The organism is Paenibacillus sp. NPDC057967, from assembly GCF_042887015.1.
In the GTDB taxonomy this organism is placed as follows: Bacteria; Bacillota; Bacilli; order Paenibacillales; family Paenibacillaceae; genus Pristimantibacillus.
Map to the genome: position 1 here is coordinate 18,608 of NZ_JBHVQB010000013.1, position 25,493 is coordinate 44,100.

Below are 25,493 nucleotides of genomic sequence, written 5' to 3' on the forward strand. Positions count from 1 at the left end.
GAATATCGTATTCAATTTACAAACAATAAATGACATTGTCAATCCGTTTTACGAAAAATAATTTTATGGAATGTTATGGGAAATGATGTTTTTCTTTAATTCCGACAAAAACTATAGGAAAAATTAAAATAATCATTGACATCGTGTATCGGTCCGCATACACTAAAGCCAGATACAGTAGGAACAGCCACTTTTATAGGGACTGCGAACGATCAAATTAATCGACTGGATAACCAGAGATTCAATGAGAGCGAGTTTTTGCTCTTGTTGGGTCTTCTTTTTTTGTCCGAATTCATAATAAAGGAGGGTCTAGGGCGGACTGTATCCCTCTCGTACAGCAATTGGCAAGCAACGACTACAAACAAGCTCCTGGCATGGAGCCATCGCGAAAGGAAGGTCTACCAATCATGAAAAAACCAAAGGTAAACAAGCTGTCCATTACACTGCTCGCATCTGTCGCCGCGTTCACCGTGCTTACGTATGCAGCCGTATCCGCCAACAAGGCTCAAGTGGAGTCTTCCCATAATGATCCGGGTACGCAAGAGATTGTCGCTGCCGCTGCCAACGAGTCGGAAGCTCCGGCTGCTGAGGAGCCGGTTGCGCCAGTGAACGAACCGTCTCAAGCGGTTGCAACGGAAACGGCTGTAAACGACGCTGCTGTCGAAACAGTGGCACAGGTTGAAAAAACGGAAGAAGAAGCTCCTCTTGCAGTTGATGCTCCGGCAGCGCCTGCCGCAAAGACAGCTATAGAAGCGCCAAAGCAAGAATCGAATAACGGAGCAGCGAAGACATCCGCTCCAGCTCCGGCAGACAATAAGACGGCAGTAGAGACGACAAAAACCGAGCCTCAGCCATCTGCTGAACCGCAGAAGGAAGCTCCTGCTGCGACAACTCCAGCGAAAGAGAGCAAATCTCCTGCGCCTGCTGCTACGACTGAGCCGAAAGCCGCGCCAGCACCGGCTGCTACGGAATCCAGCCCAAGCAAATCGATTAATTTCGTCAACAATTCCAATTCGTCCAAACCAGTGACGGTTGCAAAGCCGGAGCCTGCTAAAACGAATAGTACTTCGGAATCGTCGTCTTCCGGTTCTTCCTCTTCGGGCTCGGCTCCGGCAGCTCCTTCCAAGCCGACGACGCCAGCGCCTGCCACACCTGCGCCAGCGCCATCAACTGGCGGCGATAGCAGCTCGGAAGAAGAATGCTAATCCCATTACAATCAGAGGAGAGATACAACTATGCAAAAGCGCAGCTTTAAAACGATACTGACGTTGTTATTGGCGCTCACTCTGGTACTGCCGGCGGTCTCCGCCGGCCCTGCCAGCGCAGCGGACAACGCTCCTGCGAAAGTCGCCAAGTACGGCACTTATACCTCCTATTTCTCTGACTCATACAGCGAGCTGGCTGGCAAGTCGAACGTATTCGAAACCTTGACTTACCACCAGCTGTGGAACTTGTTCAATTCAGACGGTACATACGTCGTTCTGTTCGGTGGCGCGTGGAGCGATCACACGCAATCCGTCATTGGTTACATCAATGATGTAGCGAAGGAATACGGCGTTAAAGCAATCTACAACTTCGATACTAGATTGGACGGGGACACGGCTTCCGCCGATATTGCGGACAGCAGCAGCCCGGATACATACCGCAAGCGTTATGTGGAGCTGGTGAACCAGCATTTGACGAACCTTGAGCTTGAAGGCGCGGCCAAAATCTCCTATACCGTCGGCGCCCAATCTGGCGAGGCCGACCGTATCGAATCACCTTATCTGTTCGTCTATAACCGGACCAACGGCGATGGAGCAGCCCCGATCGTATCGGACTTGCAGGAGCTTCTGACCGAGGCAGACTTCCAGACCGATGGCAAGATCGATCCTGCCAAGGTGGAAGCCTATAAGGCAAAGGTACGCGAGGTATTCGATCCGATCTCCAAGGAAACGGACGGCAAGAAGGCAGCCATCCACTCCCTGATCGATAACGAAAGCTATTTCAGATCCACTTACAATGCAGCGGCGGGCCGAACGGTCTTCACAGGCAGCCGCGTTGTATTCCAGACTGTCACGTATGACGAGCTGAAGAAGCTGCAAGAGAGCTCCGGCGACTATGCCATCCTGTACGGGGGTCCTTGGTGCCCGAACACGCAGCCGGTCATCGATCTGATTAACCAATGGGCGATTGACGAAGGCATTCAGACGGTCTATACATGGGATACAAGACTGGACAACGGCTTTGACCCGGTCACAAAAGAATTCAAGAGTGCCGAGCTTCATGTGCGCGACGTGAATCATCCCAATGCCCGTATCTACGTCGATCTGGTCAATCAGTATTTGACGAACATTACGACAGCGAACAGCAAGCATGCGAACGGCAATCCCGCTGCACCGCCAGAGACGCCTAGCGGCAGCTATCTGATCTGGTCCGGCGAAGGCGAGGGCAGAGTCTATGCGAAGCGCCTGCAAGTACCTTATGTATTCACGTATAACAAAGACAATGTCGACTCCACTGGCACTTCCGCTCCAATCTACGGACATGTTGAACTGATGTACACTTGGACTAACATTGAAGAAGGCCATACAAGCGGCAACCGCGACCGTTTCAAAAAAGCGCTGAATCTGCTGTCTACCAGACAAGAATCGGTGCCGACTGATCTGACTACGGTCAATGCTTCTTCGTCCAGCGCCAAAAATGGCCAAATTAAAGGCGTATCCGAAGCGCTGGAATACAAAGCGAACGGTTCCGATGCTTACCTGCCTGTAGAAGGCACATCCATCACAGGTCTGGCGGCTGGAACCTATCAAGTCCGCTACAGGGCAAAAACAGGTTATAATGCAGGCGCTACAGAGCCTACAGAACATTATTATGCAGCCGGACAAACGGTGGATGTCATTGTGAGGGCGAACTCGGGCTCCCCTGGAAGCGGAGACCCAGGCCCTTCAACTCCATCTCCGGAGCCGACTACAACACCTGAACAATCGGGCAGCAATGGCAAGCCTGTTGCCGTGACGCTCCCTGCAAGCAAGGATGCAACATCGGGGATTACAGTTGCGGTTGTAAGCGAAGAGGAAGCTGCGAAGCTGATTGAGGTTGCGAAGCAGGATGCGGCGGCTGGCAAGCCGACTGCTGTAGAGCTGAATGTGAAAGCCGACTCCGCTGATGGCACGACGCAAGTGACGCTGACGCGCGAGGACTACAACAAGCTGATTGCCGGCTCCAATGTGGAGCTGAAGGTAAATGTAGGGTTAGCCTCCATTGTGTTCGATTCCGCAGCCTTGAAAGCGATCGGCGAGTCGAAGGATACGGGCGACATCAGCTTTATTGTCGCCAAGTCCTCGCTCACAGAGGATGGCAAGCAAGTGCTCGGCGACAGACCGGTCTATGACCTGAGCGTATTCGCCGGCGAAACATCCATATCGGAATTCGGCGGAAGCGAAGTGTGGGTCAGCATCCCTTACCGTCTGCAAGCTGGCGAGGATGCGCAAGCCATTATCGTCTACCATGTCACAGGTGAAGGCGAGCTGCATACGGTGCGCGGTCAATATTCCGCTGCTGCGGGAGCTGTAGAATTTGGGACAACTCACTTCTCGCAATATATTATCGGTTACAACAAAGTGGCATTCACCGATGTCCCTGCAGGCGCTTGGTATGGTAATGCCGTCACTTTCCTCGCTGCCAGAGACGTGACGAATGGCTCCGGGAACGGCGAATACAATCCAGGAGCAGCCATTACACGAGGACAATTCATCGTCTTGTTGCTGAAAGCATACGGAATTGAAGCGGATGCTGCGAATGCAGCCAACTTCTCCGACGCCGGCAACACGTATTACACCGGCTACCTGGCTGCCGCGAAGCGTCTGGGCATTACGACAGGCACTGGCGACAATCAGTTCAAGCCGAACGACCTGATTACACGTCAGGATCTGTTCACGCTGCTGTACCGTGCGCTTGAGGTTCTGAAGGAAGTGCCGGCGAAGCAATCGAATGCTTCCACCGCTGACTTCAGCGATGCGGGTCAAATCGCAGCGTACGCTCAGAAAGCGTTCGAGACGTTTGTGGCTAGCGGAGTCGTATCCGGCAACGACGGCCAGCTGTCGCCAAAAGCGAATACGACAAGAGCACAAGTCGCTCAAGTGCTGTACAATTTGCTGGCGGCAAATTAATTCCTTCTATATAGAAGGTTCTCTACCCAACGATTGAACAATTTTAAGTATGATTGCACAACAGGCAGCCCTCGGCTGCCTGTTGTTTTTGCTGTTCATAAAGTGCAACGTTAAAGGGGCAATATCATGGCATCGTCGCTCCAATTGCGTTCTTTTCGCTGAATACGGGCATTTAGCGCTTAATCGGACAAATCTCCGCAAGTGTGCAGAAAACGCTTGCCAATTACTAAGGAAGTCTGTAGAATCATCAAAGGAATTTGTCGAATTTCATTAAAACTTCAAGGAGAATGATCTATGAGTAAAACGATCGGCGTCCACGAAAGGCCGCCAGCCGTCCCAAGCCTTCTGCTCAGTCTGCAGCATCTATTCGCGATGTTCGGCTCGACGGTACTCGTACCCAACATTTTTAAGATCGATCCCGCCATCTGCTTGCTGATGAACGGTATCGGCACCCTGCTGTACATTCTCGTTACAAAAGGCAAGATCCCGGCTTATCTGGGTTCCAGCTTCGCCTTCCTCGGACCTGGCGGCGCGATTATCGCCAGTGAAGCGGCAGGCGGCGGCTATGCGGCAGCGCTTGGCGGCTTCATCGCGGCAGGCGTTATCTTCACCGTTCTGGCCTTCATTATTCAAGTAGCCGGCACGGAATGGCTGAACGTTGTCTTCCCTCCTGCGGCTATGGGCGCGATCGTCGCGATTATCGGTCTTGAGCTTGTGCCAGTTGCAGCTAAAATGGCCGGTTATATTCCTGGCGATAAGGATGATCCTCTTACTTGGGTGATGAATCCCAATCTCGTCATCATATCGACAGCAACACTAGCTGTTACGGTTCTCGGTTCGGTGCTATTCCGCGGTTTCATGAGAATTATCCCGATCCTGTTCGGCATCATCTTCGGCTACGTACTGGCTTACTTCATGAAGGAAACCAACTTCGACAATGTGGCCGATGCTTCCGTCTTCACCAGCCCGACCTTTACATTCCCTGAGTTTCACTGGTCGGCGATTATAGCGATCGCTCCGGTCGCGCTGGTTGTTATCGCTGAGCATATCGGCCACTTGATCGTAACAGGCAATATTGTGGGCAAGGATCTGACCAAAGACCCCGGCTTGCATCGTTCAATGCTCGGCAACGGGATCTCCACCATTCTGTCCGGCTTTGTCGGCTCCACGCCGAATACAACCTACGGCGAGAATATCGGCGTACTGGCGATCACGAGAGTCTACTCTACTTTCGTCATCGGCGGCGCAGCGGTGATCGCCATCGTCCTGTCGTTCTCCGGCAAGTTCTCCGCGCTTGTATCCGGTATTCCTACCCCGGTTATGGGCGGCGTATCGCTGTTGCTCTTCGGCGTTATCGCAGCCTCCGGCTTGCGGATGCTGGTGGAATCGAAGGTCGACTACAGCAAACCGACCAATCTGTTCCTTACAACTGTCGTTCTGGTCATCGGCCTGAGCGGCGTGAAGCTTACGTTCGGTGACGTATCCTTCAGCGGCATGTCGCTGGCGACAATCGTAGCGATCGTGCTTAGCCTGCTGTTCAAGCTCTTCGAAGTGCTTCGCATGACGAACGACGACGACGCAGCCGCTCATTAATAGGACAAGCTGCCCTGCCAGTGAACCTTCGGGTTCACCGGCAGGGCTTTTTCGTATTATCGAAACGAAACAGGTCCGGCAATCGTATGTAAAGTCATATATCGATGAATATGGAACATGTTGTTCGTTCTGTAAGGAGGTATGCCCTATGTCCGGATTCGGACTACTTGGTTTGCTTATGCTGCTTATTATGTTCATGCTGTTTCTTCTGAATATCGCCTCCAGCGTATGGGCCTATCGCGATGCAAGACGGTTGGGCAAAAACAATGAATACGCTTTACTCGTTCTTGTCGGCACGATTGTGTTCCCCGTTGTAGGCTTCATTATTTATTTGGTTATCCGCAAAGACTAACCCGCTCCCCACCTTTGCGCTTCTGCCACATCATCCTCTCGTGTAATACCTGAAGCTTCCAGTCACAAGCGTCTCGTCCTATCATCGCGGCCGATGGGCCGCATCCTTTCTCCTTCCTCGCCGTCTGCAATTTCACAATCTTGCTTTTCCATCTTAAACAGCGTACATTCGTTCCGTCTTTCCGCTATACTAGGAGCAGAAGGAGTGAGACGGATGGCGAAAGAGCCGAATGATCGATTAACGACTAGTCTGGCAGCTCATGTTCATAAAAGACGACCCGGCATCATCTCCGAGGAGCAATGGACCGCCATCTGTGTGAATGACGGCTCCTATGACGGGCGGTTCTATTATGCGGTGCGAACAACGGGCATCTATTGCAGACCTTCCTGCAAATCCAGACCCCCGAAGCGAAGCAACGCGGAGGTCTTCCCCACTTCAGCAGACGCCGTCTCTGCCGGCTATCGGCCGTGCAAACGCTGCAAGCCTGCTGGCGAACGTCTGCCTGACGAGGAATGGTCAGCTCAAATTGCCGCATATGTGGACCGGCATTATATGGAGGAGCTTGATCTTGCGACGCTGGGCGAGATTTGCCACGGCAGTCCCTATCATCTGCATCGCACGTTCAAGAGAACAACGGGTATGACGCCACTTGCTTATATTCAGCAAATTCGGATGCAGCATGCTGCAAGACTGCTAGCCGAAACGGACAGCCCGGTATCCCGCATAGGCGAGCTCGTCGGCATTCGCAATACGCCTTACTTTATTACCTTGTTCAAGAAAACAAACGGATTGACGCCTGCCGTATTCAGGCAGCGGCAGCATATAGGAGGGATATGAGGATGGCAACACTGACGAGAACTCGCGAACAAACCGTTTACGGAGCGCTGCTTGAGCACGGCAGCTGGAGTGTGCCGATTGGGGCTACCGAGAACGGGCTATGCTGCGTAGGAGCAATCGGAGAATCACTAGAGGATTTGATCCGGCGCGAATCTTCCCGATACAAGGCGTCACATTGGGTGCGAGATGACGACAAGCTTAAGGTGTATATGAACCAGCTTAAGCAATATTGGGACGGAGAGCGCCTATCGTTTTCGTTCCCGCATGATGTCAAGGGAACGCCCTTCCAACAAGCCATCTGGGAGGCGCTACAGGCCATACCATACGGCGCTACAGTCTCCTATTCGGATATTGCACAAGCGATCGGCAAGCCCGCAGCGGTACGGGCGGTCGGAAGCGCGATTGGAGCCAATCCCGTGCTGATCACCGTCCCATGCCATCGTGTCGTGGGCAAAAACGGCGCGCTCACAGGTTACCGCGGCGGCCTCCCGATGAAAACCAAACTATTGGAGCTGGAGCATGAACATGCGAACCGGGCTTTATTATAAACAACCAAAAACCGTACTGAACAAAGGGACAGGCTTCCTCTCCGGCTACACCCATTCGCTTAACCCGTATGCGGGCTGCGCGTTCGCTTGTTCCTATTGCTACGTCAGAGGCATGCCCGTCTCTCTCTTCCGTCAGCAGGAATGGGGGACATGGGTCGACGTCAAGCAAGGCGCGGCGGAGGTGCTTCGGCGCCAGCTTCGCACGGCGAAGAAAAGAGGCCCTGTCACCATCTTCATGTCATCGAGCACAGATCCCTATCAGCCCGCCGAATATGGAGAGAGGGTCACAAGGTCGCTGCTGGAGACAATGGCCCAGGAACCGCCGGACTTTCTGCTCGTACAGACGCGCAGCCCGCTGGTCACGCGCGATATCGACTTGCTGAAGCGGCTGGGAGATCGGGTGCGCGTCAGCATGACGATCGAGACGGACCGCGAGGATATGCGCAAGCTGTTCTCTCCGTCGGCTCCTCCTATTGCCGCGCGACTGCGGGCGCTGGCTGCGTTAAGCGAAGCAGGCATTGCCACGCAAGCGGCAATCGCCCCGCTTCTTCCTAGCAGCGAGAGCTTTCCTCGCCTGCTTCGCCAAGCGACCAGGCGCGTATGCATCGACGACTACTTCAACGGCGATGGCAGCGGCGGCAAGCGGACGCAGCGGCTGGGTCTGGAAGCTCTATATCGTAAGCATGGCTTATCGGAATGGTACCATCCGGAGGCTTTGCAGCTTGTAATCGAGCGCATCCGCCAGGAATTCCGGGATGGCGAATGGCTCGTTAGCCAAGAGGGCTTCGAGCCGTAACAGGGAGCCATTACAGCTTCTCGTATCCTTATCGCGAGAAGCTTTCAGTCAGGCGGAAGAATGCTTTTAGCATATCAGGATAAGGGTTGAGCAAATAGAAAGAGCGGCATCCAATGGATGCCGCTCTTATCTTTATAAGAAAAAACTCGCAATAATGCCGCCTAACGCCGCCAGCGTGCTTATGGCGCCGCCGAAATTACAAGCCCTAAAGGCAATAACAGGATAGAGAGAATGAACAACATTCGAACAGCCTCCTCCTACTATGAACCTATACCGAGCTCATAAGCTATTGCTTGGCAGCCTCGCAGAACTGGCGCAGCGCCTGCTCCACAATAAACCGCGGACAAGCCAGATTAACGCGCAGCCAGCCTTCGCCCTCTACGCCGAACATAGAGCCTTCGTTGAACGCAACTTTTGCTTTCTTATGCATCAGTTGCTTGAGGCCGTTCTTGTCAAGGCCAAGCGCACGGCAATCCAGCCACAACAGATAAGTGCCGTCTGGCTTCATCGGCTTCACTTGCGGCAGATGCTCCTCCAGATAAGCGAGCGCATAATCCAGATTGCCCTTCACGTAGACAAGCAAATCTTCCAGCCATGCCTCGCCTTCATTATAAGCCGCCACAACCGCATCCTGCGCGAAGTGCTGCGCCATATGAATACTCAGCGTCTTGATTCGCTTGTCGAGGCGCGCTCTCATGCCGCTGTTCTGTATAACCATAAAGGAGGTATGAAGTCCCGGCAGATTAAAGGTTTTGGTCGCAGCCAGGCACGTAATCGTAATATCTGCAAGCTCTTCCGATAGCGATGCGAACGGTACATGCTCATGGCCGGGGAAGATCAGATCGCAATGAATCTCGTCCGACACAACAATAACGCCATAACGAAGACAGAGCTCGCCCAGTGCCAGCAGCTCGTCCCGGCTCCATACTCGCCCGCCCGGATTGTGAGGGTTGCAGAATAGCAACAGCTTCGCGCCGTCGCGGAACAGAGACTCCAGATGCTCCAAGTCCATCTCGTAGCGGCCGTCCCGATTGATTAGCGGATTAAGGGCCAAGACCCGCTCATTGCTCTCGACTACATCGTAGAACGGATAATAGACAGGCGTCTGTATCACGACTTTATCGCCAGACGCAGTGAACTGCTCGACAGCCAGGCTCAGCGTCGTGACGACACTTGGGCTGTCGACAATCCAGTTTTTCTCGATCTTCCAATAATGTCTGCGCTGGAACCAGCTCATAATGGCGTCAAAATAATCATCCGTACGGATCGCATAACCGTATGCTCCAAGCTCTACCCGCTTGTGCAGAACCTCTCTTACAGCTGGAGGGCTCGGGAAGTCCATATCGGCCACCCATAACGGTAAAATATCCTTATCTCCGAATAACGGCCCTACTTGATCCCACTTGTAGGAACGCGAATTTTTACGATCAATCAACTCATCAAATGAATAAGACAAAGCTATCACCCCGTCGTTGTTATCGCTCCTCATGCCCGAGCTGGTCTATTTCTCTATCTTAACCATTCCTCTATCTGAAATCAAAGAAAATCAAGCCGCAGCAAAAGATCGCCATCCACTGCCGCATGATGCGAAGGGATGACGATCTGTTTGGGATTGGTTATGCTAATCGAATGCCGGTATGACTGCGCCTTTATAGGTATCGTTAATGAAGGATTCAACAACCGGCGATTTCAGAGCCTGCACCAGCTTCTGTATGGCGGCATTGTCCTTATTGTCCGGCCGGACCGCCAATATATTGACGTAAGGAGAATTCTTATCTTCAATAAAGAGCGCGTCCTCTGTCGGATTAAGATCCGCTTCCAGCGCGAAGTTGGTATTGATCGCCGCGATGTCCACCTCATCCAGTACCCGCGGCAGCGTAGCTGCCTCCAGCTCCACAAACTTGAAGCCGCGCGGATTGTTCTTAATATCCGATACCGTCGCTTCGACGCCGGCACTCTCATCCAGCTCGATCAATCCATGCTGCGCCAACAGAATAAGCGAGCGGCCGCCGTTGGTCGGATCATTCGGAATGGCGATTTTGGCCCCGTCCTTCAGTTCATCGATCGATTTGATTTTATGCGAGTAGACGCCGAAGGGCTCAATATGAACGCCGGCTGCCTTCACCAGATCATAGCCGCGATCCTTATTGAATTGAACAAGATAAGGCTCATGCTGAAAGAAGTTCGCGTCTAGCTGCTTCTCGTACAATTGCACATTGGGCTGAATATAGTCGTTGAATTCTACGACCTCCAGCGTGACGCCCTGCTCCTTGAGCACGGGGATTAAATGGTTCAATATGGCGGCATGCGGAACCGGCGAGACGCCAACCTTGAGCTTGACGCTCTCTCCTTGCGGCTGGCCGCCTTCCGTGCCGGGGGAGGATGGCGAAGCGCCTCCCGTTCCGTTGTTCGCTCCATTGTTGCCGCAAGCTGCCAGCATCAGAGCCAGCAGACATAGAATCAGCATTTTAATCGAATCGTTTCTCATGTGTACCTTCACCTATTTCTTATGGAATGGTTGGATCGTTACCTTCGGCTGAACGTCCGGACCAGCATATCGCCCACCGTTTGCAAGATTTGAACCAGAATAAGCAGTAAAACGACAGTTACGATCATGACATCCAGACGGAAGCGCTGGTAGCCGAAGCGCAAGGCAAGATCGCCTAGCCCGCCGCCGCCAATTACGCCAGACATCGCGGTATAGGAGACAAGCGTAACGGCCGTTATCGTAATCGCCGCAATCAACCCCGTTCGAGCCTCCCGAAGCAGCACATGCAGCACAATCATGCCCTTCGAGGCTCCCATTGCTGTCGCTGCCTCGACGACTCCCTTGTCAACCTCACGCAAGGAGGTTTCCACCAGCCGGGCGAAGAATGGAGCGGCGGCTACGACCAGCGGCGGTATCGCTCCCTTCACGCCAATAGACGTGCCCACGATTATTTTCGTAACCGGCATGATCAGAATCATCAGGATGACAAACGGAACGGAGCGCAGCACGTTCACGATAACCGACAGTATGCCGTACAACGCCCTATTCTGCAGCAGTTGGCCTTCAGAGAACAGGAACAGCACAATGCCTAGCAGCAGCCCCAGTATAACCGTGAACAGCAAGGAGAATACGAGCATATACATGGTTTCATTCGAAGCTTTGAAGATGTCGTCCCATCGGACATCCGAGAAAAAAGAAAACGGGTACGAACCAGCCATTGTAGCCACCTTGCCTGTCATAGTCTGCTCACCCCTAGTCCCTGCTGGCCCAACTCTTCAATAATGCGATCGACCTCGGCATCGCTGCCCCTTAGCTCTACAATCAACTGCCCATACGGAACATCCTTCATCTTGGATACGGTGCCTTGCAGAATGGCGAATGTCGCTTCCGTACGCCGTACGGTCTCATACAGGACAGGCTCATAGGTCTGATCTCCCCGGAAGTGAATACGCACCATTCTCCCTTGCGCGCGATAAGCGTCAATCGCTTCGCTCCCGAATGTATCGGACACTTCACTGACGAACTCTCTCGTGATTTTGTCCTGCGGATTAAGAAAAACGTCCAGTACCGTGCCGCTCTCCACAATTCGGCCATGCTCCATTACGGCGACGCGATCGCATACGGAGCGAATGACCCCCATTTCATGCGTAATGAGCAGAATGGTGATGCCCATCTTGCGATTGATCTCTTTCAACAGCGTCAATATGCTATCCGTCGTCTGCGGATCAAGCGCCGAGGTCGCCTCATCGCAGAGCAGCACCTCAGGATCGTTGGCCAGCGCTCTGGCTATGCCGACGCGCTGCTTCTGTCCGCCGGAAAGCTGCCTCGGATAATGATGCTGATAGGCAGTCAGACCGACCAGCTCCAGCAGTTCATCGACACGCGTCTTGATCCGGTTCGCGCTGAGCCTGGCGATCCGCAGCGGGAACGCGATGTTATCCCGCACGGTCGCGGTCGTAAGCAGATTAAAATGCTGAAAGATCATCCCGATCCGCTTCCTTTTCTCCTGCAGCTCCCTTTCTCCTAACGCCGTTAACTTGTCCCCGCCTACAATAACCGTGCCCCCGGTTGGCCGCTCCAGCAGGTTCACGCTGCGAAGGAGTGTGCTTTTCCCCGCTCCAGACCGGCCGATTACACCGAATATTTCTCCCTTCTCCACCTTCAAGTTAATGCCGCGCAGGGCGATAAAGGATGATTTCTTGCCGGTCTGGTATACCTTCTCGATGTCGATGAGATCAATCAGCGGGAACACTCCTTTCTGGATGTGAATCATACTCAACGATAAGGATGGAATATCTGCTTTCCGTTACACATTCAGGATTGACCCTATTTTTCATATTAAGCACCCATAATATTCATAGGACCCCTGCCCTTCATGAAGCAAATTAAGCCAGTCAGGATTGAATGGAGGGGGAATCCGCAGTATCCGACAACACAGAAAAAGGCTAACCCGTGAGACACGGATTAACCTTTAGCTGTCACGTAACTAATAATGGTACTCTCTCTATTGCTTCCTTAAAGAGTCACATTGCATTCGGCATGGGATCGGCCAACGTCCGCCAATCCATCTCCAACTCCTGATCGGTCAGCAGACAATCGTCAAGTCCTGCCGTAATGCCTTCCCTGTCCATACTGATGCCGATAAAAACAAGCTTGTTGATTCGGTCCCCATAATCCGGATGCCATTGTCTCGCCAGATCGGGTTCCTCCAGCAGGATGGCTTTCTGTTCCGCTGCCGGAAGCGCGGCTACCCAGTAACCCGACGGGCCGAATTGAACGGATGGCCCCGCTTGGCTGAGGCTTTGGGCCAGCTCGCTGCGTGTAGCCAGCCACACGATTCCTTTTGCCCGGACCACTTCAGGCGACCAGTCCTCCATCCAGCTCATGAGCCGAACGGGATGGAACGGTCTTGCGCGCTCATAGACAAAGGATGAGATACCGTATTCCTCCGTCTCCGGCGTATGAACGGGCTTCGACAGCTCCTTCATCCAGCCCGCTGAGACGCTGGCCTCTTCAAAGTTGAACAAGCCCGTATGCAAAATATCGGACGGCTTCACGCGTCCCTGCTCTGTACGGATGATACGCGCTCTAGGCTGCAGCTTGCGCAAGACTCCTTCCAGCTCGGCAAGCTCCTCTTCCTCCACCAGATCACATTTGTTAAGCAGCAGCACATCACAAAATTCGATCTGGTCCATCAGCAGATCGACCACATCGCGCATATCCCCTTCCCCTACCGCCTCATTGCGGTCCAGCAGTGATTGACCCGAGGAGAAATCATGCCAGAAGCGGTAGGCGTCCACGACTGTCACCATGCAATCGAGCTGGCAAAATTGCGAGAGATCGATGCCCAATTCTTCATCAACGTAAGTGAACGTTTGCGCGACGGGCACCGGTTCGCCTACCCCGGTAGATTCGATCAATATGTAATCGAACCGCCCCTCCTTCGCCAGCCGCTCAACCTCCTGCAGCAAATCATCGCGCAGCGTACAGCAGATGCAGCCGTTGGACATCTCCACCAGCTTCTCTTCCGTCCGGCTGAGCCCGCTCCCGCCCCGCACCAAATCAGCGTCTATGTTCACCTCGCTCAAATCATTGACGATCACGGCTACGCGCAAGCCCTCCCTGTTGTTCAGCACATGGTTAAGCACCGTCGTTTTGCCAGAACCGAGATAACCGCTTAATACCGTTACCGGGAGCTTATTGGGATTGCCAAGGGTGGTTTGTTCATACTTCATGTCATTGCACTCTCCTTAATCGTAATTATTACGATTATAAGACACGAAATGAGGAATAGCAAGTTTGAAATAGGATTGGCTCCCATGCAGCGTATGTAGATGAGTTACCTCATATTGGTTCATACTCCCGACAAGTTGGGCTAAGATTGCCTGCTGATTGCATCACCTGTAGGCGGGCATCGGCATAGAATACAAAAAAAATCAGCACCACAAGTGCTGACTTCTCAAGCTTTCCTCGTACGTTCATTTTGATGAAAATGGAGTGATTTCATGTCATATTTTCCGTTCGGCCCACCCTTTGGGCCACCCGGGGGACCTCCAGGACCGCCGCCAGGCACTGGACCAACTCCCGGTCCTCCAGGCGGTCAGCAAATGGCGCCAACCTCGCCGCCGCCTTCATTTGTTCCACAGCAGCAATCCGCATCCTTGCTAGCTGTCGATCCGGGCGGAATTCGCCGCTGCATGTTCCGATTTACGTATATCTGGATGCATCACGGCCAGCAATTCTGGTTTTTCCCCGTGTTCGTAGGGCCAAACTCAGTAGCAGGATTTCGATGGACCGGCTTCTCCTGGATGTACGCCGGCTTTGATCTGAGATCGATTCAATCGTTTACCTGTGTTTAAGGACGATCATTTTGTCTTTGCAGATAAAATTAAACTTCGTATTCAGTTTATCCGGGCCAGCCTTCTTCAGCAGCTTGAACACATGTTCATTCAATTTTCTCACACGCTTCGGAATAGGCACACAGATATAGCCGGGGTGATGTTCTTGATCACAGCATGAACAGCATCCGCCTTTTTTCGATGAAGCACCGGCAGCAGCAGCATTGTTCGCGATGGGAGAGAAGGCATTGGCCTCAGCCATAGCCGCCACCGGGGTTGCGCCGGCATTCTCGCGGATAACCCGGCTTTGGCTCGCCACGTTGCATTGCGCAGCATTGATGAACGGGTTGCTTGCAGGGATAAATGGGAACATGACATTGTTCGGGATGTTGTTATGCGCTTCTCCAGGGTTGGAAGGATCGTTAATCGTAAAGCTGTCCGAGTTATTATTCAGGAATCGGCCAAACAGAACATGTCCCGCTTCATGCGCCAAAGCGTAGGTATCAATTGCATCGTCACTCATGACACAATTACCTACAATACGGAAATTTGTTGTGCTGACAAAATTGTCAAACTGCGGACCAGCATTGCCGATCGCTCCTGAGCTTAAGGTTGGCCCGCTCACATAGACGACGTAAATGGCTACCGCATTATTCGTCGCCGCTTTCGTCTGCGAGATCAGATTGACGATTCTGGGATCGCTAATCCCCGGTACAGTGTTCGCAACTAGCGTCACGTCATCTCGGAAAATAATCTGCAAGTTGTTGAAATTGATATTGCAGCTTACGCCAGGGAAAAAACCTGTGCTCCATACCGCTGTCGCTCTTGCAATATCATTCGCCACCCTTGCCAGACGCAGCTCAGCCGTATCACTTGACCTAGCGCCTCTTGTGAATATACTAACTACATCAACTGTCGCCATTCATAAACCGCCTCCTTCAAAAATCTAAATTAAGGGTTGTACAATAATAGAAGATGCAGCAAGTTCAAGAATGGCTTGGACAAACAGACGCAACAACCATCTGTTTTTTCTACAAATAAAAAAAGCTTAACCAGGCACACAATGTCCGGTTAAGCTTTTTATGATGGTTCGCTGGCCAAAAACGGCATATCACCGTTTTCATTTCTTCATTATTTCTGGATTCCCCTTGTAAAAATGCGAAACGCCACCATCAATTGATCTCCGAGTTTCCCTTCAACTCCGCTAGTACACCAATCCATTAAGGTGCCTTTATATAATTTCAACGCCGTCTGCGCCATCTCTTCAGCTGGAATGTCACCGGTCAGCTCCCCTGCTTGCTGGGCTTTTTGGAAAATAACCGTCAGAGCATCTACCTTGGCTTTCATGCTGCCTTGAATCGTTCCCGCCGAGCCGGCGGACAGGAGCTGCTGAAGGGATACTCTCACCAGAGTCCGGTTGCCATTAAACGAGTCTCCTAATTCTTTTACCAGAGACAAAATTTTTGGCGTAAAGGGAGCTTCTGCCCGCTCGCTGATTTGGGTGATTTCGCTAAAAAACAACGCTTTTTGAATGCGGACTAATACTTCGTCTTTCGTACGAAAGTAATTAAAAAAGGTGCCCTTTGCCACACCAGCCAATTCGGTAATATCAGCTACGGTTGTTAAGTCATATCCTTTGCTGGAAAACAATTGATAAGCCGCGTCAATAATGTTTTCTTCTGTTATGCGCTTCTTCTCTTCCCGATTCACACATACAGCCTCCCTTGCCACTCATTGTATCACGACATCGGCTTTTCTTTAAGATGAACCGCCAAGCTAAAAGTTGACTGATAGTCATAATTTTGTGTATAATTCAAATTGCATTCCAAGTCATGCTTTGGGAGGCATTAAATCAATTCCAAGATGAATGGTTCCGATCGAAATTAAAAAGCAAAGCGGCCATAGATTCTTGATCCGCTGCTCAATATGAGGTGATGCGTTTGTACAGTCGATTTTATAAAAATATGAGGCATAATAATCTCGTCAGAAAGAAGCTGGGCATGCCGCCGTTTCGAAAACCCTGTTTTTTTTATTTCAGAAAGTTGTGTTTCTTTAAGTGAAACCACTATAACCATGTGTACAGCAAAAAGCCCGGAAGAGATCGATCGCGAATCGATATCTTCCGGGCTTTCCTTTCGTGCAATCGCACCTCCATCAGCGCTTCGGATACAGCGGATAATCAACCGTCGGCGGCACATCAATCAGAATGAGCCGGAGCGGCATGTCTTCATCGGCTTTGATGATGACATCATGATCATCATCGGCACGCGCCACGATGAAGTCTCTTGGCTTGAAGGGAGTCGAGTCGCTGCCGTCTCCATCAGACCATGTGCCGCCTCCGCGAATGGCGAGCGCCGTCAGCGCCCGGCCGCTTGATACCGGATGCCTGTACGGCCTGCCGGCATCGATGACGACGTCCCACATTTGTGCGTCAACTGTAAGGGAGATGGGCGAGCCGTCGCCTATAATCGTTTTCTTCAAGTAGCCGTCTCCCGACTCCTCGGGAAACTGATCGTGCTCGTATTGGTTGTACGTCGGTTCCATCTGAAGCGCCTTCTCTATATGAGGCTCGAACCAGATTTGGAAGCCCTCCATGTTCGGACCGACGAACCGTTCCTCGTGGCTGACGCCCGAACCAGTCTGCATGAGCTGCACGCCGCCGGCACCAATGGTGCTCCGTGTCCCCAGCGTATCGCCATGCTGGGCTTGGCCGGAGACGACGTAGGTCATGATTTCGAATGCCTGATGGGGATGAAGCGGAATGCGGCCTTCTATTGCCGTCTTTGCCCAAGCCCAGTAGAATAGCGGTCCAACCCGTTTGATTACCGAGCCTTCTCCGGAGAAGCCGATTGGCTTCTGCTCCGTAATATTGCCCCCGTCGAAGGCGCCGATCGCTTGAAGTGCAGGTCCATATACCATCGTTTGCATGAAGTTTCCCTCCTGGAAATGTTAGTTTGTATTCTTTTGCCCTTATGTTGCGAGAGCAAGATGTGCTTAGCGGATTACCAGTTGCCGATAGCATACGCTCCCGGTCCAATTAAGGCGAGACCGACAGCGACGACGATGAGGATCAGATTGTATTCCATGCCGTTCTGCGTAATCCACAAGCCGTTCTTGCCGTGAACCTTGACGATTGCTCCAATCATCGGAATAACGATCAGTGCGGCAGCGATCGGCATCCAAAGGCCGAGCGCCAGCAGCAATCCGCCGATTACTTCGAACAGCCCGATCACGATTGCTGCTCCGACACCAGGCTTGATGCCGATGGAATCGAACCACCCTCCGGTTCCTTTAAGCCCCGGGCCGCCGAACCAGCCGAGAAGCTTCTGGGCGCCATGCCCGGCAAAAATCAACCCGATAACTACTCTCATAATAAGTAACCCTGTATCCATATTCATGTCTCATTCTCCCTTAATTCAAAATTGTAATTCTTTAATTTAAGATATAAGCTATATTTTCAAGCCCTCTATGAGCGAGTCTTCCTCCGTGCAAAATGAGAAGTACGTGATGCTAACGCTCTCCATCCGAATTCTCACGCCGATCTGCTGTACTGACTGTTCCCCTAGTGGGCCCCCGACAATAGGATACACAGCTGCAGCAGATTGCTCTGCTGTCCGTCATATGGTTTCCCTCCGTTTCTTCATTTATCTTAAATTTAAGATATATGAATTTAAGTTAATTGTCAAGGGCCTTTTCAAAAATAATAATGGGCTCCTGAAAGACGAACGACCGCTTCCCGGCGGAATACCGAGTAGCGGTCGCATTCATCTAGGACAACCGTACAACAACTAAATAGATGCCTTTACTTCGTAAATCTGACGGTAAACGTCCGGCCTTTCGCTCCCGCCACATTGACGGTCAATTTGATAGATGGCGATACTTGCTGCACCGTTATGGCCGGATCGCTCGAATCAAGCGTCCATCCCGCACGGCTGAGCTCCATCGAGATTGTAGATTGGCGCTGGGTCGGATCAGACACCGCAATGACAAGCTCGTTGCCCGTCTCCTTCACAACGGCCGAAGCTGGTCCTCTCACGGCAATTCCATCCACTACGGCAGAGGTCCAGTAGTTGATCGCCGTCAAGCCAAGCGTATGCTCCCTAACCGATTGGACGCTTGTGCCGTTGCTCAGAACCGTAATGTCGGGTGATTCGCTGTAGCTTTGCGTCGTGGCGGTGTCGGCATTAGGAAGCAACACATAGGAGTAGTGACCCATGTTCGGATTTGTTCCGTGCGGGAAAGCTACGCTCGTATATTCCCTTGTGACCGGAGCTGTGGAACCCCCGCTGTTCACCTCGCTCCAGGAGCCCGTGCGCAATTCCCGCTTTCCTTGCAGCGTAGCCGCTCTCGGGAAGTAGTAGCCGATATCCCCTTTGCCATCGCCGCTCAGATGTGCCCAGGTCACATCGGACCATACCGTATTCCAGCCCGGCTGCACAGGTTGAACCGTTCCGTTGACCGTCAGCGCCTGGCCGCCGCTCTGCACCTTGCGGTTGTCCACGATCGTCTCCACCGTACGCCCGTCTCCGCCTGTAATACCTGTTCCTATCGCAACGATTTCATTATCGAAGAAGAACCATGACTTCTTGCCGGTCAACGAGCTGTTCTCCATATCAAGCTCCATGCCCGCTGACCCGTAAAGCCCATCCAGAGTAGCTCCGCCCGCCCATGGCTTGGAGCTGAAATAATATTTCCAGTCTGTTAGCGGAGCTGTCGCGTGATCCGTTGTAATGCCGGGCAGCCGAAGCATATCCGCCGTCGCCCAGTACCCGTCGCTGAATTGAGTCAAATCATTATTGTACAGATAAGTCACGCCATTGCCGGTATGCCAAGGCTTCTTATTCTCGCCGTTGCCGTATTCATAGCTGGCAATACGGCTTGAGGACATGCTGATGCCAACGGCGAAGCCTGGCCGCGCATGAACGACGCGATCCATGGAGGCGAACACCTTGTTCCGGCTTGCCTCCTGCTCCGGCAGAACAGCGGAATCACTGAGCAGACGCTTGAGTTTGTCAATATCGTATACGCTTAAGCCGACATAGTAGTTATCGAAGGAGGTATCCTGCTGAAGCCAGCTCTTCAGAACGGACTTTATACGGTCACCTTCGGCTGCCGGTGCCGAATGGGCCAGCCGAAGCATGCTGCGGATGGCGCCCCGGGCCGTCGTATGATCCGTAGACAGTTCCCGGGATATAGCACGCCCGCGCACCATATCCATCATAGCCCCTTTATAGATAAGTGGCTCGAAGGAATCTTCGATCCAGCGATACACATTGCCGGCTTCCGGGTCGTCCGGCATCCATGGAGATTGATGCAGCAGGTCGAATAAGTCGCCCAGCCGGTCCAGCAGCACTGTGCCATAGCTTCCCGTATAAGCAATATAGCCATGTTGGACGAATGAACCGTCTCTGTAGAAGCCGTCCCCTTGCGTCACAAAACGAAACACAGGACTAAGCGCGTTCTTCGCTTGAGCAAGCTTGGAAGCAGATTGCCCCGTAGCTCCGCGCAGCGCAACGACAAACACTTTGTCCGCGAGATTGGCTCCCGTCTCCACCAGGCTCGGCTGAACGGTCCTCCGCGCCGGATCGGGAACAAAACGGTCAATCGCCCGATTGAAATTGCCTAATTGAACGGATGACAGGTTGTCATACAGCAAAACCGCAATATCGTTCAAATGCTGGGGCGAGCCAATCTCCCAATCCCACCAATTCTTATAAGGAGAGACGGTCTCCTTGTACCGATTCGCATACATCCAGTCCAGCGCAGCCAGCAGATCCTGCAGCAGCGCTTGATTGCCATATAGCGGCGAACCCGCTGTGGCATAGGCAAGCGCCATGTCCTTCAATCGGCCATAAGCCCCCGTAACATGGGAGGATTCCGTCTTACTGGACAGATCGCTCCATAGATAGCTGCGGACGCTTTGTTTGTTCATCCGATCCCAATGTCCGCTGCCGCCGCTATTGCTTACTCGGCTTGCCATTGCGGCAACAGCAGCGTTCATATCCGCATCCGCAGGATTGTAATACGCGTTGCCGGTCAATTGCAGAAGCCGCTTCTCCCGCACTGCGCTGAACAGGGACGGATCGACTGGCGGCTGTGAACCGCCGCCGCTGATGGATACGGCGTCGAACCAAGCCGTTCCGGTAGCGCTTTCATAAAACAATTCGATTTTGACTCGCGTCACATTGGCCGGAATAACGAGCTGCAGCGTTTGCTCCGTCCATCCCGTCGTTCCCTTGATCGGTGCCGATGCCGGACCGTCGCTAATTTTCACATTGGCGCTGTTTAAGTATTGCGTCCTTATGAATGCACCGCCATTCGATAAGCCGGATTGCAGCGCTTCCGTCTTGATCCACCCGCTTAGCAGATACGTCTCTCCCGGCGCAACCTCGACCGTTTGCAGCACATCTGCCCGCGCCGAAGCCGCTGCGCTGATCCGAAGCGAACGGGAACCTTCGTAATAGACGGCAGAATCGACGGCCAGTACCGGGGATCCCACAGGAACCCAGTGGGTCCAAAAAGCTGGCTGGGACCCTTGCCAATAACCTCCGGCGGACTGGACCGTCTCGAAGCCGCCATTTGGCACATCTGCCGCCGCCGCTTCCGCAACGGATCTACCCGCTTGCGGAAGCACGTCCGCAATCAAAACAACCGATAGTAGAATACTTGTCGCATAACGCAGCCATACACTCATGTTACATTCCTCCTGATCATTTAATGTAAGCGCTATCATTTATAAGAATGTGATCACTATAACTTGTTTCTTTTTGTAGTGGAGGGTCTATTTTTGACTTTGTTGTGCGTTTTTTTGTCCAAGCACAATAGGCGCTCGCCGGATAGAAGCTATGCTTCCTCCAACGAGCGCCGATGCTTGGTGATCGCCTGACTGCTATAGCACGATCAGACGAACCTCACGGGGCGCTGCGCCCAGCTCATCGAAGATGAGCAGTTCATTATGCTCCCGCAGCTTGTCTGCCGGGATTTTATAATACTCCTGAGGCCCGATCCCCCAATATCGTCCGATGCAGAAGCCGTTCACCCAGACCGTTCCTTTGGTCATGCCGCCAAGGAACAGCTTGAGCTTGAAGCCCGCTTCCCCTGCTGTTGCCATATCGCTGCCGCTCCAGTGGAAGCTCGCCCTCCACCAGCGCGGGCTAGGTTCTAGTGAGGCGCTGGCCGCTTCCATATCGCCGACAGCGCTCCATTCGCGCCTCCGCTCCGGCAGAGCGGCGGGCATCGTCATCCACGAATCCAGCATGTTCGAGCTGTGATACAGATACAGGCTCAGCTTCGGAATGGAGGTTAGGCCCGCAGCCTCCAGCTCCAGCAGATTGTCCCCTGCCAGCAGCAGACTGCTGGCATCAGCAACGCCATAGGGAGCGTCATCCCGGTTCCATGCCGAATCATTCTGCAAGCAAAGCGGAACCTGATGTCCATTCAGGCGCAATCTGGATAATCCATAACCAACGATAATCGCCCGGTCATACCCTTGCTCGTTGCTCCATGTTTTGTATAAGCCAATCCGTCCCTCTATCTCCGGCAGTTGCCGCAAGGAATGAGCACACCCGGCTCCGTCTACCTGCCAGCCCTCCAGCAGAGAGATGCGGCGGCCATCCAGCGCAGGCGCTGCGCTAAGCCCTTTGGGCTCCCCCAGCGTCGCCGTAAAGTTGTAGCGCCCCATATTCTGGCACCAAATCTGCAGCAGGTTGCTGCCCTGCTGCACAGGCAGGGTTACCGCAGCCGCCCCGATCTCATCGCTTCCACCGGCATATGCGCCGTTGATGAACACCTGGACAGGATCTTCAATTCGCGGTAGAAGCAGCGTCCGCTGATCCGACCGTTCCGCTTCGAATCTCGTCTCATAGAGCAAATGCCCGCTGTGCTTGCCGAAGGTGCTGAAGTCCAGAGGAGCCTGCGCCACACTGCCGGCTTCCCTGTAGTCATCCGGATTCTCCGGCGCATAGTGCCAGTCTTCCAATACCGGGTGAGCAGGGTGCTGCGCCGCCGCTCCATTCGGCACGCCGGCTTCCTCTACCGCTGCACGATGCGTCACCTCTAGCTGCAAGAGCACAGCTTCCCCGCTCCGAATTGTAATCATTCGCGGTTCAGATCCGTGGAAGAGCTTAAAGTGAAGATGACCTCCCTCCAGCTTACTCACTTGAAGCGGAAGCGGACAATCCACCTCGTAATTCCCGATGCCGCCCATATTCAGAACGAGGGAGGATCGCTGGCCCGGCTCATGATAGAGAACGCCATGGCCACTACGGATACCGGTCGTAAAGCTTGTCAGCGTGTCGATGACGATTCTCTTCCCGTCTTGCGTCTCGCTTGCCGCCACGCCTGTAACAACCGGCAGCATTCCGTCTCCTTCTACCGTGAAGTCAGCCCATACCGGCAGCTCTCCGAATATCGCCTGCCCGCTGACTCTCTCTTTATCCCTATTGGTCACGAAATGCAACATGCCATCGGCATGCCGCAGCGTTCTTCCCGTGAAAGTCTTGCCCAGCGGAACAGGACAATACACCTTCTCCGCTTCCGTCAGCACGTTCTCCATCCAGCTGACGAAGGCATGAAACCGCTGGAGCGCCTTATACTTGGGAGTAGGGACCAGATATTCGTCGAGCGGCGCATCGTAATCGTACGAGGTAACCATGAACGTATCTTCGCCGATCGTGCGTCCTGCCCAATGATCGAAGTTCGTCCCGCCGAAAAACATATAATAGTTGATCGCCGTAAACCCTGCCTGCAACAGCTCGTAACATGCGCGCTCCAACTGCGGCGCGCTCTTCTGGCTGGCCTTGGCTCCGCCCCACTTCTCGAACCAGCCGATCCAGAATTCCATGACGCCTTTGGGCTGGTCCCTGTACCGCTCCTCCAATATGCGGGCGTGCTCATCCGCACCAGACCAGAAGTTGCGGAATTCCACTGCTCCCTCTACACCGCCATAGCAAGTGACCAGCGGCACATCAATGCCTCTCGCAAGCAGTCCGTCCCGCAAATATGCCATGTAAGCCCGGTCCGGCTGCCCGTAGGCCTGGAATTCATTCTCCACCTGTACCATAATAACGGTTCCGCCCGCGGGCCATTGATGCCTCGCTATCCGGGGTACGATCTCATCCCAATAGCGATCGACATGGCTCAGAAACCGTTCATTCATCGTTCGGTACTGGATGCCTTCCTCCGCCGAGAGCCACCAAGGCAATCCGCCGAAATCCCATTCCGCGCATATATATGGACCGGGACGGACAATGACATAGAGGCTGCGCTCCGCGCATAAGGCAAGGAAATGCTCCAGATCCTTGTCCCCGCTGAAATTCCAAATCCCGAGAGCTTCTTCGTGCCAATTCCAGGGGATGTACGTCTCCACAGTATTGCAGCCTGCCAGCAGCACCTTGTCCAGCAGCTCGGCCCACTCGCCCCTTGTCAGCCTGTAATAGTGGACGGCTGCGGAGCGGATGAACAAGCGTTCCCCTCCGATTATCCAGCTATGCCGGTCGTAAGTGATACGCTTATATCCATGTTCCTGCGCAGATGCCGCTCCGACTATTTCGTGCGTCCTCCTATCATCCCGGTCGTTCATGATATTGTCCTCATGCCTCTCCTTCATCATTGCCCTCCCCGAGCCGCTTGCAACGGATACCAATATCCGCGAATGCCGCGCTCCAGCCTCATTAACGCTTCCAAATAATAATAGTCGCCCCAGACCGTGAAATCATCCGGCGCAAGATTGCCCCTGACATAGTACGAGCCATGTCTTAGCAGCCCTTCCGCCTCAGGGTCGTCCATCGTTGAATAACGCGCAATTAGCGAATCGACCGAAGCCGTTAATCCCGCCTGAAGCTCGCCTTCATCGGGATCACCAGCTGGCAGATGCTCCAGCAGCTCTTGCAGGCCGGCGGCGACAATCGCAGATGCCGAGCTGTCCCGGTACGTATCAGGTCCCACCGGCGCATGAAAGTCCCAATATGCGACATGATCCTCAGACAGGCGACGGAGAAAATATAACGCCATCCGCTTCGAGGTATCCAAATAAGCCTTGTCGCCCGTATACCGGTAAGCCAGCGCAAAACCGTACACGCCCCAAGCCTGCCCCCGTGTCCAGGTGGAGCCATTGCTGTAACCCTGATGCGTCGTGCCGCCAATCGGCTCGCCACTCTCCTGATTGAATATAAAGGTATGATAGGAGCTGTCGTCGCCGCGCACCAGGTATCGCCTCGTCAAATCTGCTTGCCTCACGGCAGCTTGCCGGAAGCGCTCCTCCCCCGTCTCATTGGCAGCCCAGAAGAGAAGCGGAAGATTAAGCAGGCAGTCGATTATAATGCGACCGCCTTGAGCTTCATCGCCAGCCGGTCCCCACGCTTGAATGTACCCGCCGGCATCCCGCCAACGCTCCATCAGCTTATCCGCTGCCCGCAGAGCAAGCTCTCTGGCATCAGAGTGGCCCAGCACCAACCATTCCGCTTTGGCCGACAGGGAATACAGGAAGCCGATATCGTGATGATCCAGCACCGTATTATGCTCAAGCCTCAGCCGGAAGGTGTCTGTCACCTTGCGGGCGGCATCGGCAAACACCTGATCACCGCTATATTCATAACAAAGCCACAGCATACCCGGCCAAAAACCGTTCGTCCAATCATCGTTTTCGATACGTTCATATGCCCCGCCGTTGCTTCCGATATGGGGAAACTTCCCGCCAAAGGCGTCGATATTCCGCCTGATTCGTGCGACGGCATCCTCAATAGCCTGCTTGCGCATTCTCATCACTCTCCCAAGCTTTGCATTTGCTCAGCATTGTACCGCTTCCGGGGCACGCGACCTAGGGCGTATTTTTGCTCCAATGTGCACTATTTTGATCCTGCATGATTCATATGCCGTTTCCAGCACCT

The 25,493-nt window shown here is 53.3% G+C and carries 20 protein-coding genes; 8 read left to right on the forward strand and 12 right to left on the reverse strand.

What is annotated here, in order from left to right; translation table 11 throughout:
* Window positions 1-407 precede the first annotated feature (407 nt).
* From ACFVSO_RS26525 to ACFVSO_RS26555, 7 genes are all read left to right on the forward strand, one after another.
* Entirely contained in the window at window positions 408-1,205 is a 798-nt protein-coding gene (locus ACFVSO_RS26525) for a hypothetical protein (protein ID WP_387479743.1), read from the forward strand.
* Between the two features lie 30 nt (window positions 1,206-1,235).
* Entirely contained in the window at window positions 1,236-4,154 is a 2,919-nt protein-coding gene (locus tag ACFVSO_RS26530) for an S-layer homology domain-containing protein (RefSeq protein WP_387479744.1), read from the forward strand.
* A 294-nt stretch (window positions 4,155-4,448) separates the two neighbouring features.
* The gene (gene uraA, locus ACFVSO_RS26535) at window positions 4,449-5,747 is read left to right on the forward strand and encodes a uracil permease (protein WP_387479745.1); all 1,299 of its coding nucleotides are present in this window, start codon (window positions 4,449-4,451) and stop codon (window positions 5,745-5,747) included.
* A 148-nt stretch (window positions 5,748-5,895) separates the two neighbouring features.
* Window positions 5,896-6,099, forward strand: coding sequence for a PLDc N-terminal domain-containing protein (locus tag ACFVSO_RS26540; RefSeq protein WP_387479746.1), 204 nt, complete (start codon window positions 5,896-5,898; stop codon window positions 6,097-6,099).
* Between the two features lie 213 nt (window positions 6,100-6,312).
* Entirely contained in the window at window positions 6,313-6,936 is a 624-nt protein-coding gene (locus tag ACFVSO_RS26545) for a bifunctional transcriptional activator/DNA repair enzyme AdaA (RefSeq protein WP_387479747.1), read from the forward strand.
* Window positions 6,937-6,947: 11 nt separating this feature from the next.
* Entirely contained in the window at window positions 6,948-7,484 is a 537-nt protein-coding gene (locus ACFVSO_RS26550; protein ID WP_387479878.1) for a methylated-DNA--[protein]-cysteine S-methyltransferase, read from the forward strand.
* Window positions 7,462-8,280 (forward strand): SPL family radical SAM protein, encoded by an 819-nt coding sequence (locus ACFVSO_RS26555; RefSeq protein ID WP_387479879.1) that lies wholly within the window; start codon window positions 7,462-7,464, stop codon window positions 8,278-8,280. Before ACFVSO_RS26550 ends, ACFVSO_RS26555 begins: the two co-directional genes overlap by 23 nt.
* A gap of 286 nt (window positions 8,281-8,566) precedes the next feature.
* Here ACFVSO_RS26555 and ACFVSO_RS26560 read toward each other — a convergent pair whose 3' ends face one another.
* From ACFVSO_RS26560 to ACFVSO_RS26580, 5 genes are all read right to left on the reverse strand, one after another.
* The gene (locus ACFVSO_RS26560) at window positions 8,567-9,736 is read right to left on the reverse strand and encodes a MalY/PatB family protein (protein ID WP_387479748.1); all 1,170 of its coding nucleotides are present in this window, start codon (window positions 9,734-9,736) and stop codon (window positions 8,567-8,569) included.
* A gap of 165 nt (window positions 9,737-9,901) precedes the next feature.
* Window positions 9,902-10,768, reverse strand: coding sequence for a MetQ/NlpA family ABC transporter substrate-binding protein (locus tag ACFVSO_RS26565; RefSeq protein ID WP_387479749.1), 867 nt, complete (start codon window positions 10,766-10,768; stop codon window positions 9,902-9,904).
* Between the two features lie 38 nt (window positions 10,769-10,806).
* Complete coding sequence (locus tag ACFVSO_RS26570) at window positions 10,807-11,412, reverse strand: methionine ABC transporter permease (RefSeq protein ID WP_387479880.1); 606 nt, start codon at window positions 11,410-11,412, stop codon at window positions 10,807-10,809.
* Between the two features lie 92 nt (window positions 11,413-11,504).
* Complete coding sequence (locus tag ACFVSO_RS26575) at window positions 11,505-12,512, reverse strand: methionine ABC transporter ATP-binding protein (protein WP_387479881.1); 1,008 nt, start codon at window positions 12,510-12,512, stop codon at window positions 11,505-11,507.
* A gap of 280 nt (window positions 12,513-12,792) precedes the next feature.
* The gene (locus ACFVSO_RS26580; protein ID WP_387479750.1) at window positions 12,793-14,004 is read right to left on the reverse strand and encodes a GTP-binding protein; all 1,212 of its coding nucleotides are present in this window, start codon (window positions 14,002-14,004) and stop codon (window positions 12,793-12,795) included.
* 372 nt (window positions 14,005-14,376) lie between these two features.
* Here ACFVSO_RS26580 and ACFVSO_RS26585 point away from each other — a divergent pair, with 372 nt between their 5' ends.
* On the forward strand, window positions 14,377-14,628 hold the full coding sequence (locus tag ACFVSO_RS26585; RefSeq protein WP_387479751.1) for a transporter: 252 nt from the start codon (window positions 14,377-14,379) through the stop codon (window positions 14,626-14,628).
* On the opposite strand, the gene ACFVSO_RS26590 is transcribed toward ACFVSO_RS26585, so the two are convergent.
* The 7 genes from ACFVSO_RS26590 to ACFVSO_RS26620 form a co-directional block, all read right to left on the reverse strand.
* Window positions 14,615-15,529: a hypothetical protein gene (locus ACFVSO_RS26590; protein WP_387479752.1), complete on the reverse strand. Its 915-nt coding sequence runs from the start codon at window positions 15,527-15,529 to the stop codon at window positions 14,615-14,617. The genes ACFVSO_RS26585 and ACFVSO_RS26590 overlap by 14 nt on opposite strands.
* Window positions 15,530-15,738: 209 nt before the next feature.
* A complete protein-coding gene (locus tag ACFVSO_RS26595) occupies window positions 15,739-16,317 on the reverse strand; it encodes a TetR/AcrR family transcriptional regulator (RefSeq protein ID WP_387479753.1) in 579 nt (192 codons plus the stop codon).
* A gap of 444 nt (window positions 16,318-16,761) precedes the next feature.
* Window positions 16,762-17,535: a pirin family protein gene (locus ACFVSO_RS26600; RefSeq protein ID WP_387479754.1), complete on the reverse strand. Its 774-nt coding sequence runs from the start codon at window positions 17,533-17,535 to the stop codon at window positions 16,762-16,764.
* A gap of 74 nt (window positions 17,536-17,609) precedes the next feature.
* Entirely contained in the window at window positions 17,610-18,005 is a 396-nt protein-coding gene (locus tag ACFVSO_RS26605) for a DoxX family protein (protein ID WP_387479755.1), read from the reverse strand.
* Between the two features lie 404 nt (window positions 18,006-18,409).
* Complete coding sequence (locus ACFVSO_RS26610) at window positions 18,410-21,301, reverse strand: polysaccharide lyase family 8 super-sandwich domain-containing protein (RefSeq protein ID WP_387479756.1); 2,892 nt, start codon at window positions 21,299-21,301, stop codon at window positions 18,410-18,412.
* Window positions 21,302-21,496: 195 nt separating this feature from the next.
* Window positions 21,497-24,217 carry a beta-galactosidase gene (locus ACFVSO_RS26615; protein WP_387479757.1) on the reverse strand — a complete coding sequence of 907 codons (2,721 nt, stop codon included), beginning with the start codon at window positions 24,215-24,217 and terminating at the stop codon, window positions 21,497-21,499.
* Window positions 24,214-25,362 (reverse strand): glycoside hydrolase family 88 protein, encoded by a 1,149-nt coding sequence (locus ACFVSO_RS26620; RefSeq protein ID WP_387479758.1) that lies wholly within the window; start codon window positions 25,360-25,362, stop codon window positions 24,214-24,216. The genes ACFVSO_RS26615 and ACFVSO_RS26620 overlap by 4 nt, the downstream gene beginning before the upstream one ends.
* Window positions 25,363-25,493: the final 131 nt, after the last annotated feature.

Bases quoted from the DNA above. Each gene is read 5' to 3' on its own strand.
- ACFVSO_RS26525 (WP_387479743.1), top strand. From the start codon at position 408: ATGAAAAAACCAAAGGTAAACAAGCTGTCCATTACACTGCTCGCATCT.
- ACFVSO_RS26530 (WP_387479744.1), top strand. From the start codon at position 1,236: ATGCAAAAGCGCAGCTTTAAAACGATACTGACGTTGTTATTGGCGCTC.
- uraA (WP_387479745.1), top strand. From the start codon at position 4,449: ATGAGTAAAACGATCGGCGTCCACGAAAGGCCGCCAGCCGTCCCAAGC.
- ACFVSO_RS26540 (WP_387479746.1), top strand. From the start codon at position 5,896: ATGTCCGGATTCGGACTACTTGGTTTGCTTATGCTGCTTATTATGTTC.
- ACFVSO_RS26545 (WP_387479747.1), top strand. From the start codon at position 6,313: ATGGCGAAAGAGCCGAATGATCGATTAACGACTAGTCTGGCAGCTCAT.
- ACFVSO_RS26555 (WP_387479879.1), top strand. From the start codon at position 7,462: ATGCGAACCGGGCTTTATTATAAACAACCAAAAACCGTACTGAACAAA.
- ACFVSO_RS26565 (WP_387479749.1), bottom strand. From the start codon at position 10,768: ATGAGAAACGATTCGATTAAAATGCTGATTCTATGTCTGCTGGCTCTG.
- ACFVSO_RS26570 (WP_387479880.1), bottom strand. From the start codon at position 11,412: ATGTATATGCTCGTATTCTCCTTGCTGTTCACGGTTATACTGGGGCTG.
- ACFVSO_RS26580 (WP_387479750.1), bottom strand. From the start codon at position 14,004: ATGAAGTATGAACAAACCACCCTTGGCAATCCCAATAAGCTCCCGGTA.
- ACFVSO_RS26585 (WP_387479751.1), top strand. From the start codon at position 14,377: ATGGCGCCAACCTCGCCGCCGCCTTCATTTGTTCCACAGCAGCAATCC.
- ACFVSO_RS26590 (WP_387479752.1), bottom strand. From the start codon at position 15,529: ATGGCGACAGTTGATGTAGTTAGTATATTCACAAGAGGCGCTAGGTCA.
- ACFVSO_RS26600 (WP_387479754.1), bottom strand. From the start codon at position 17,535: ATGCAAACGATGGTATATGGACCTGCACTTCAAGCGATCGGCGCCTTC.
- ACFVSO_RS26605 (WP_387479755.1), bottom strand. From the start codon at position 18,005: ATGAATATGGATACAGGGTTACTTATTATGAGAGTAGTTATCGGGTTG.
- ACFVSO_RS26610 (WP_387479756.1), bottom strand. From the start codon at position 21,301: ATGAGTGTATGGCTGCGTTATGCGACAAGTATTCTACTATCGGTTGTT.
- ACFVSO_RS26615 (WP_387479757.1), bottom strand. From the start codon at position 24,217: ATGATGAAGGAGAGGCATGAGGACAATATCATGAACGACCGGGATGAT.
- ACFVSO_RS26620 (WP_387479758.1), bottom strand. From the start codon at position 25,362: ATGCGCAAGCAGGCTATTGAGGATGCCGTCGCACGAATCAGGCGGAAT.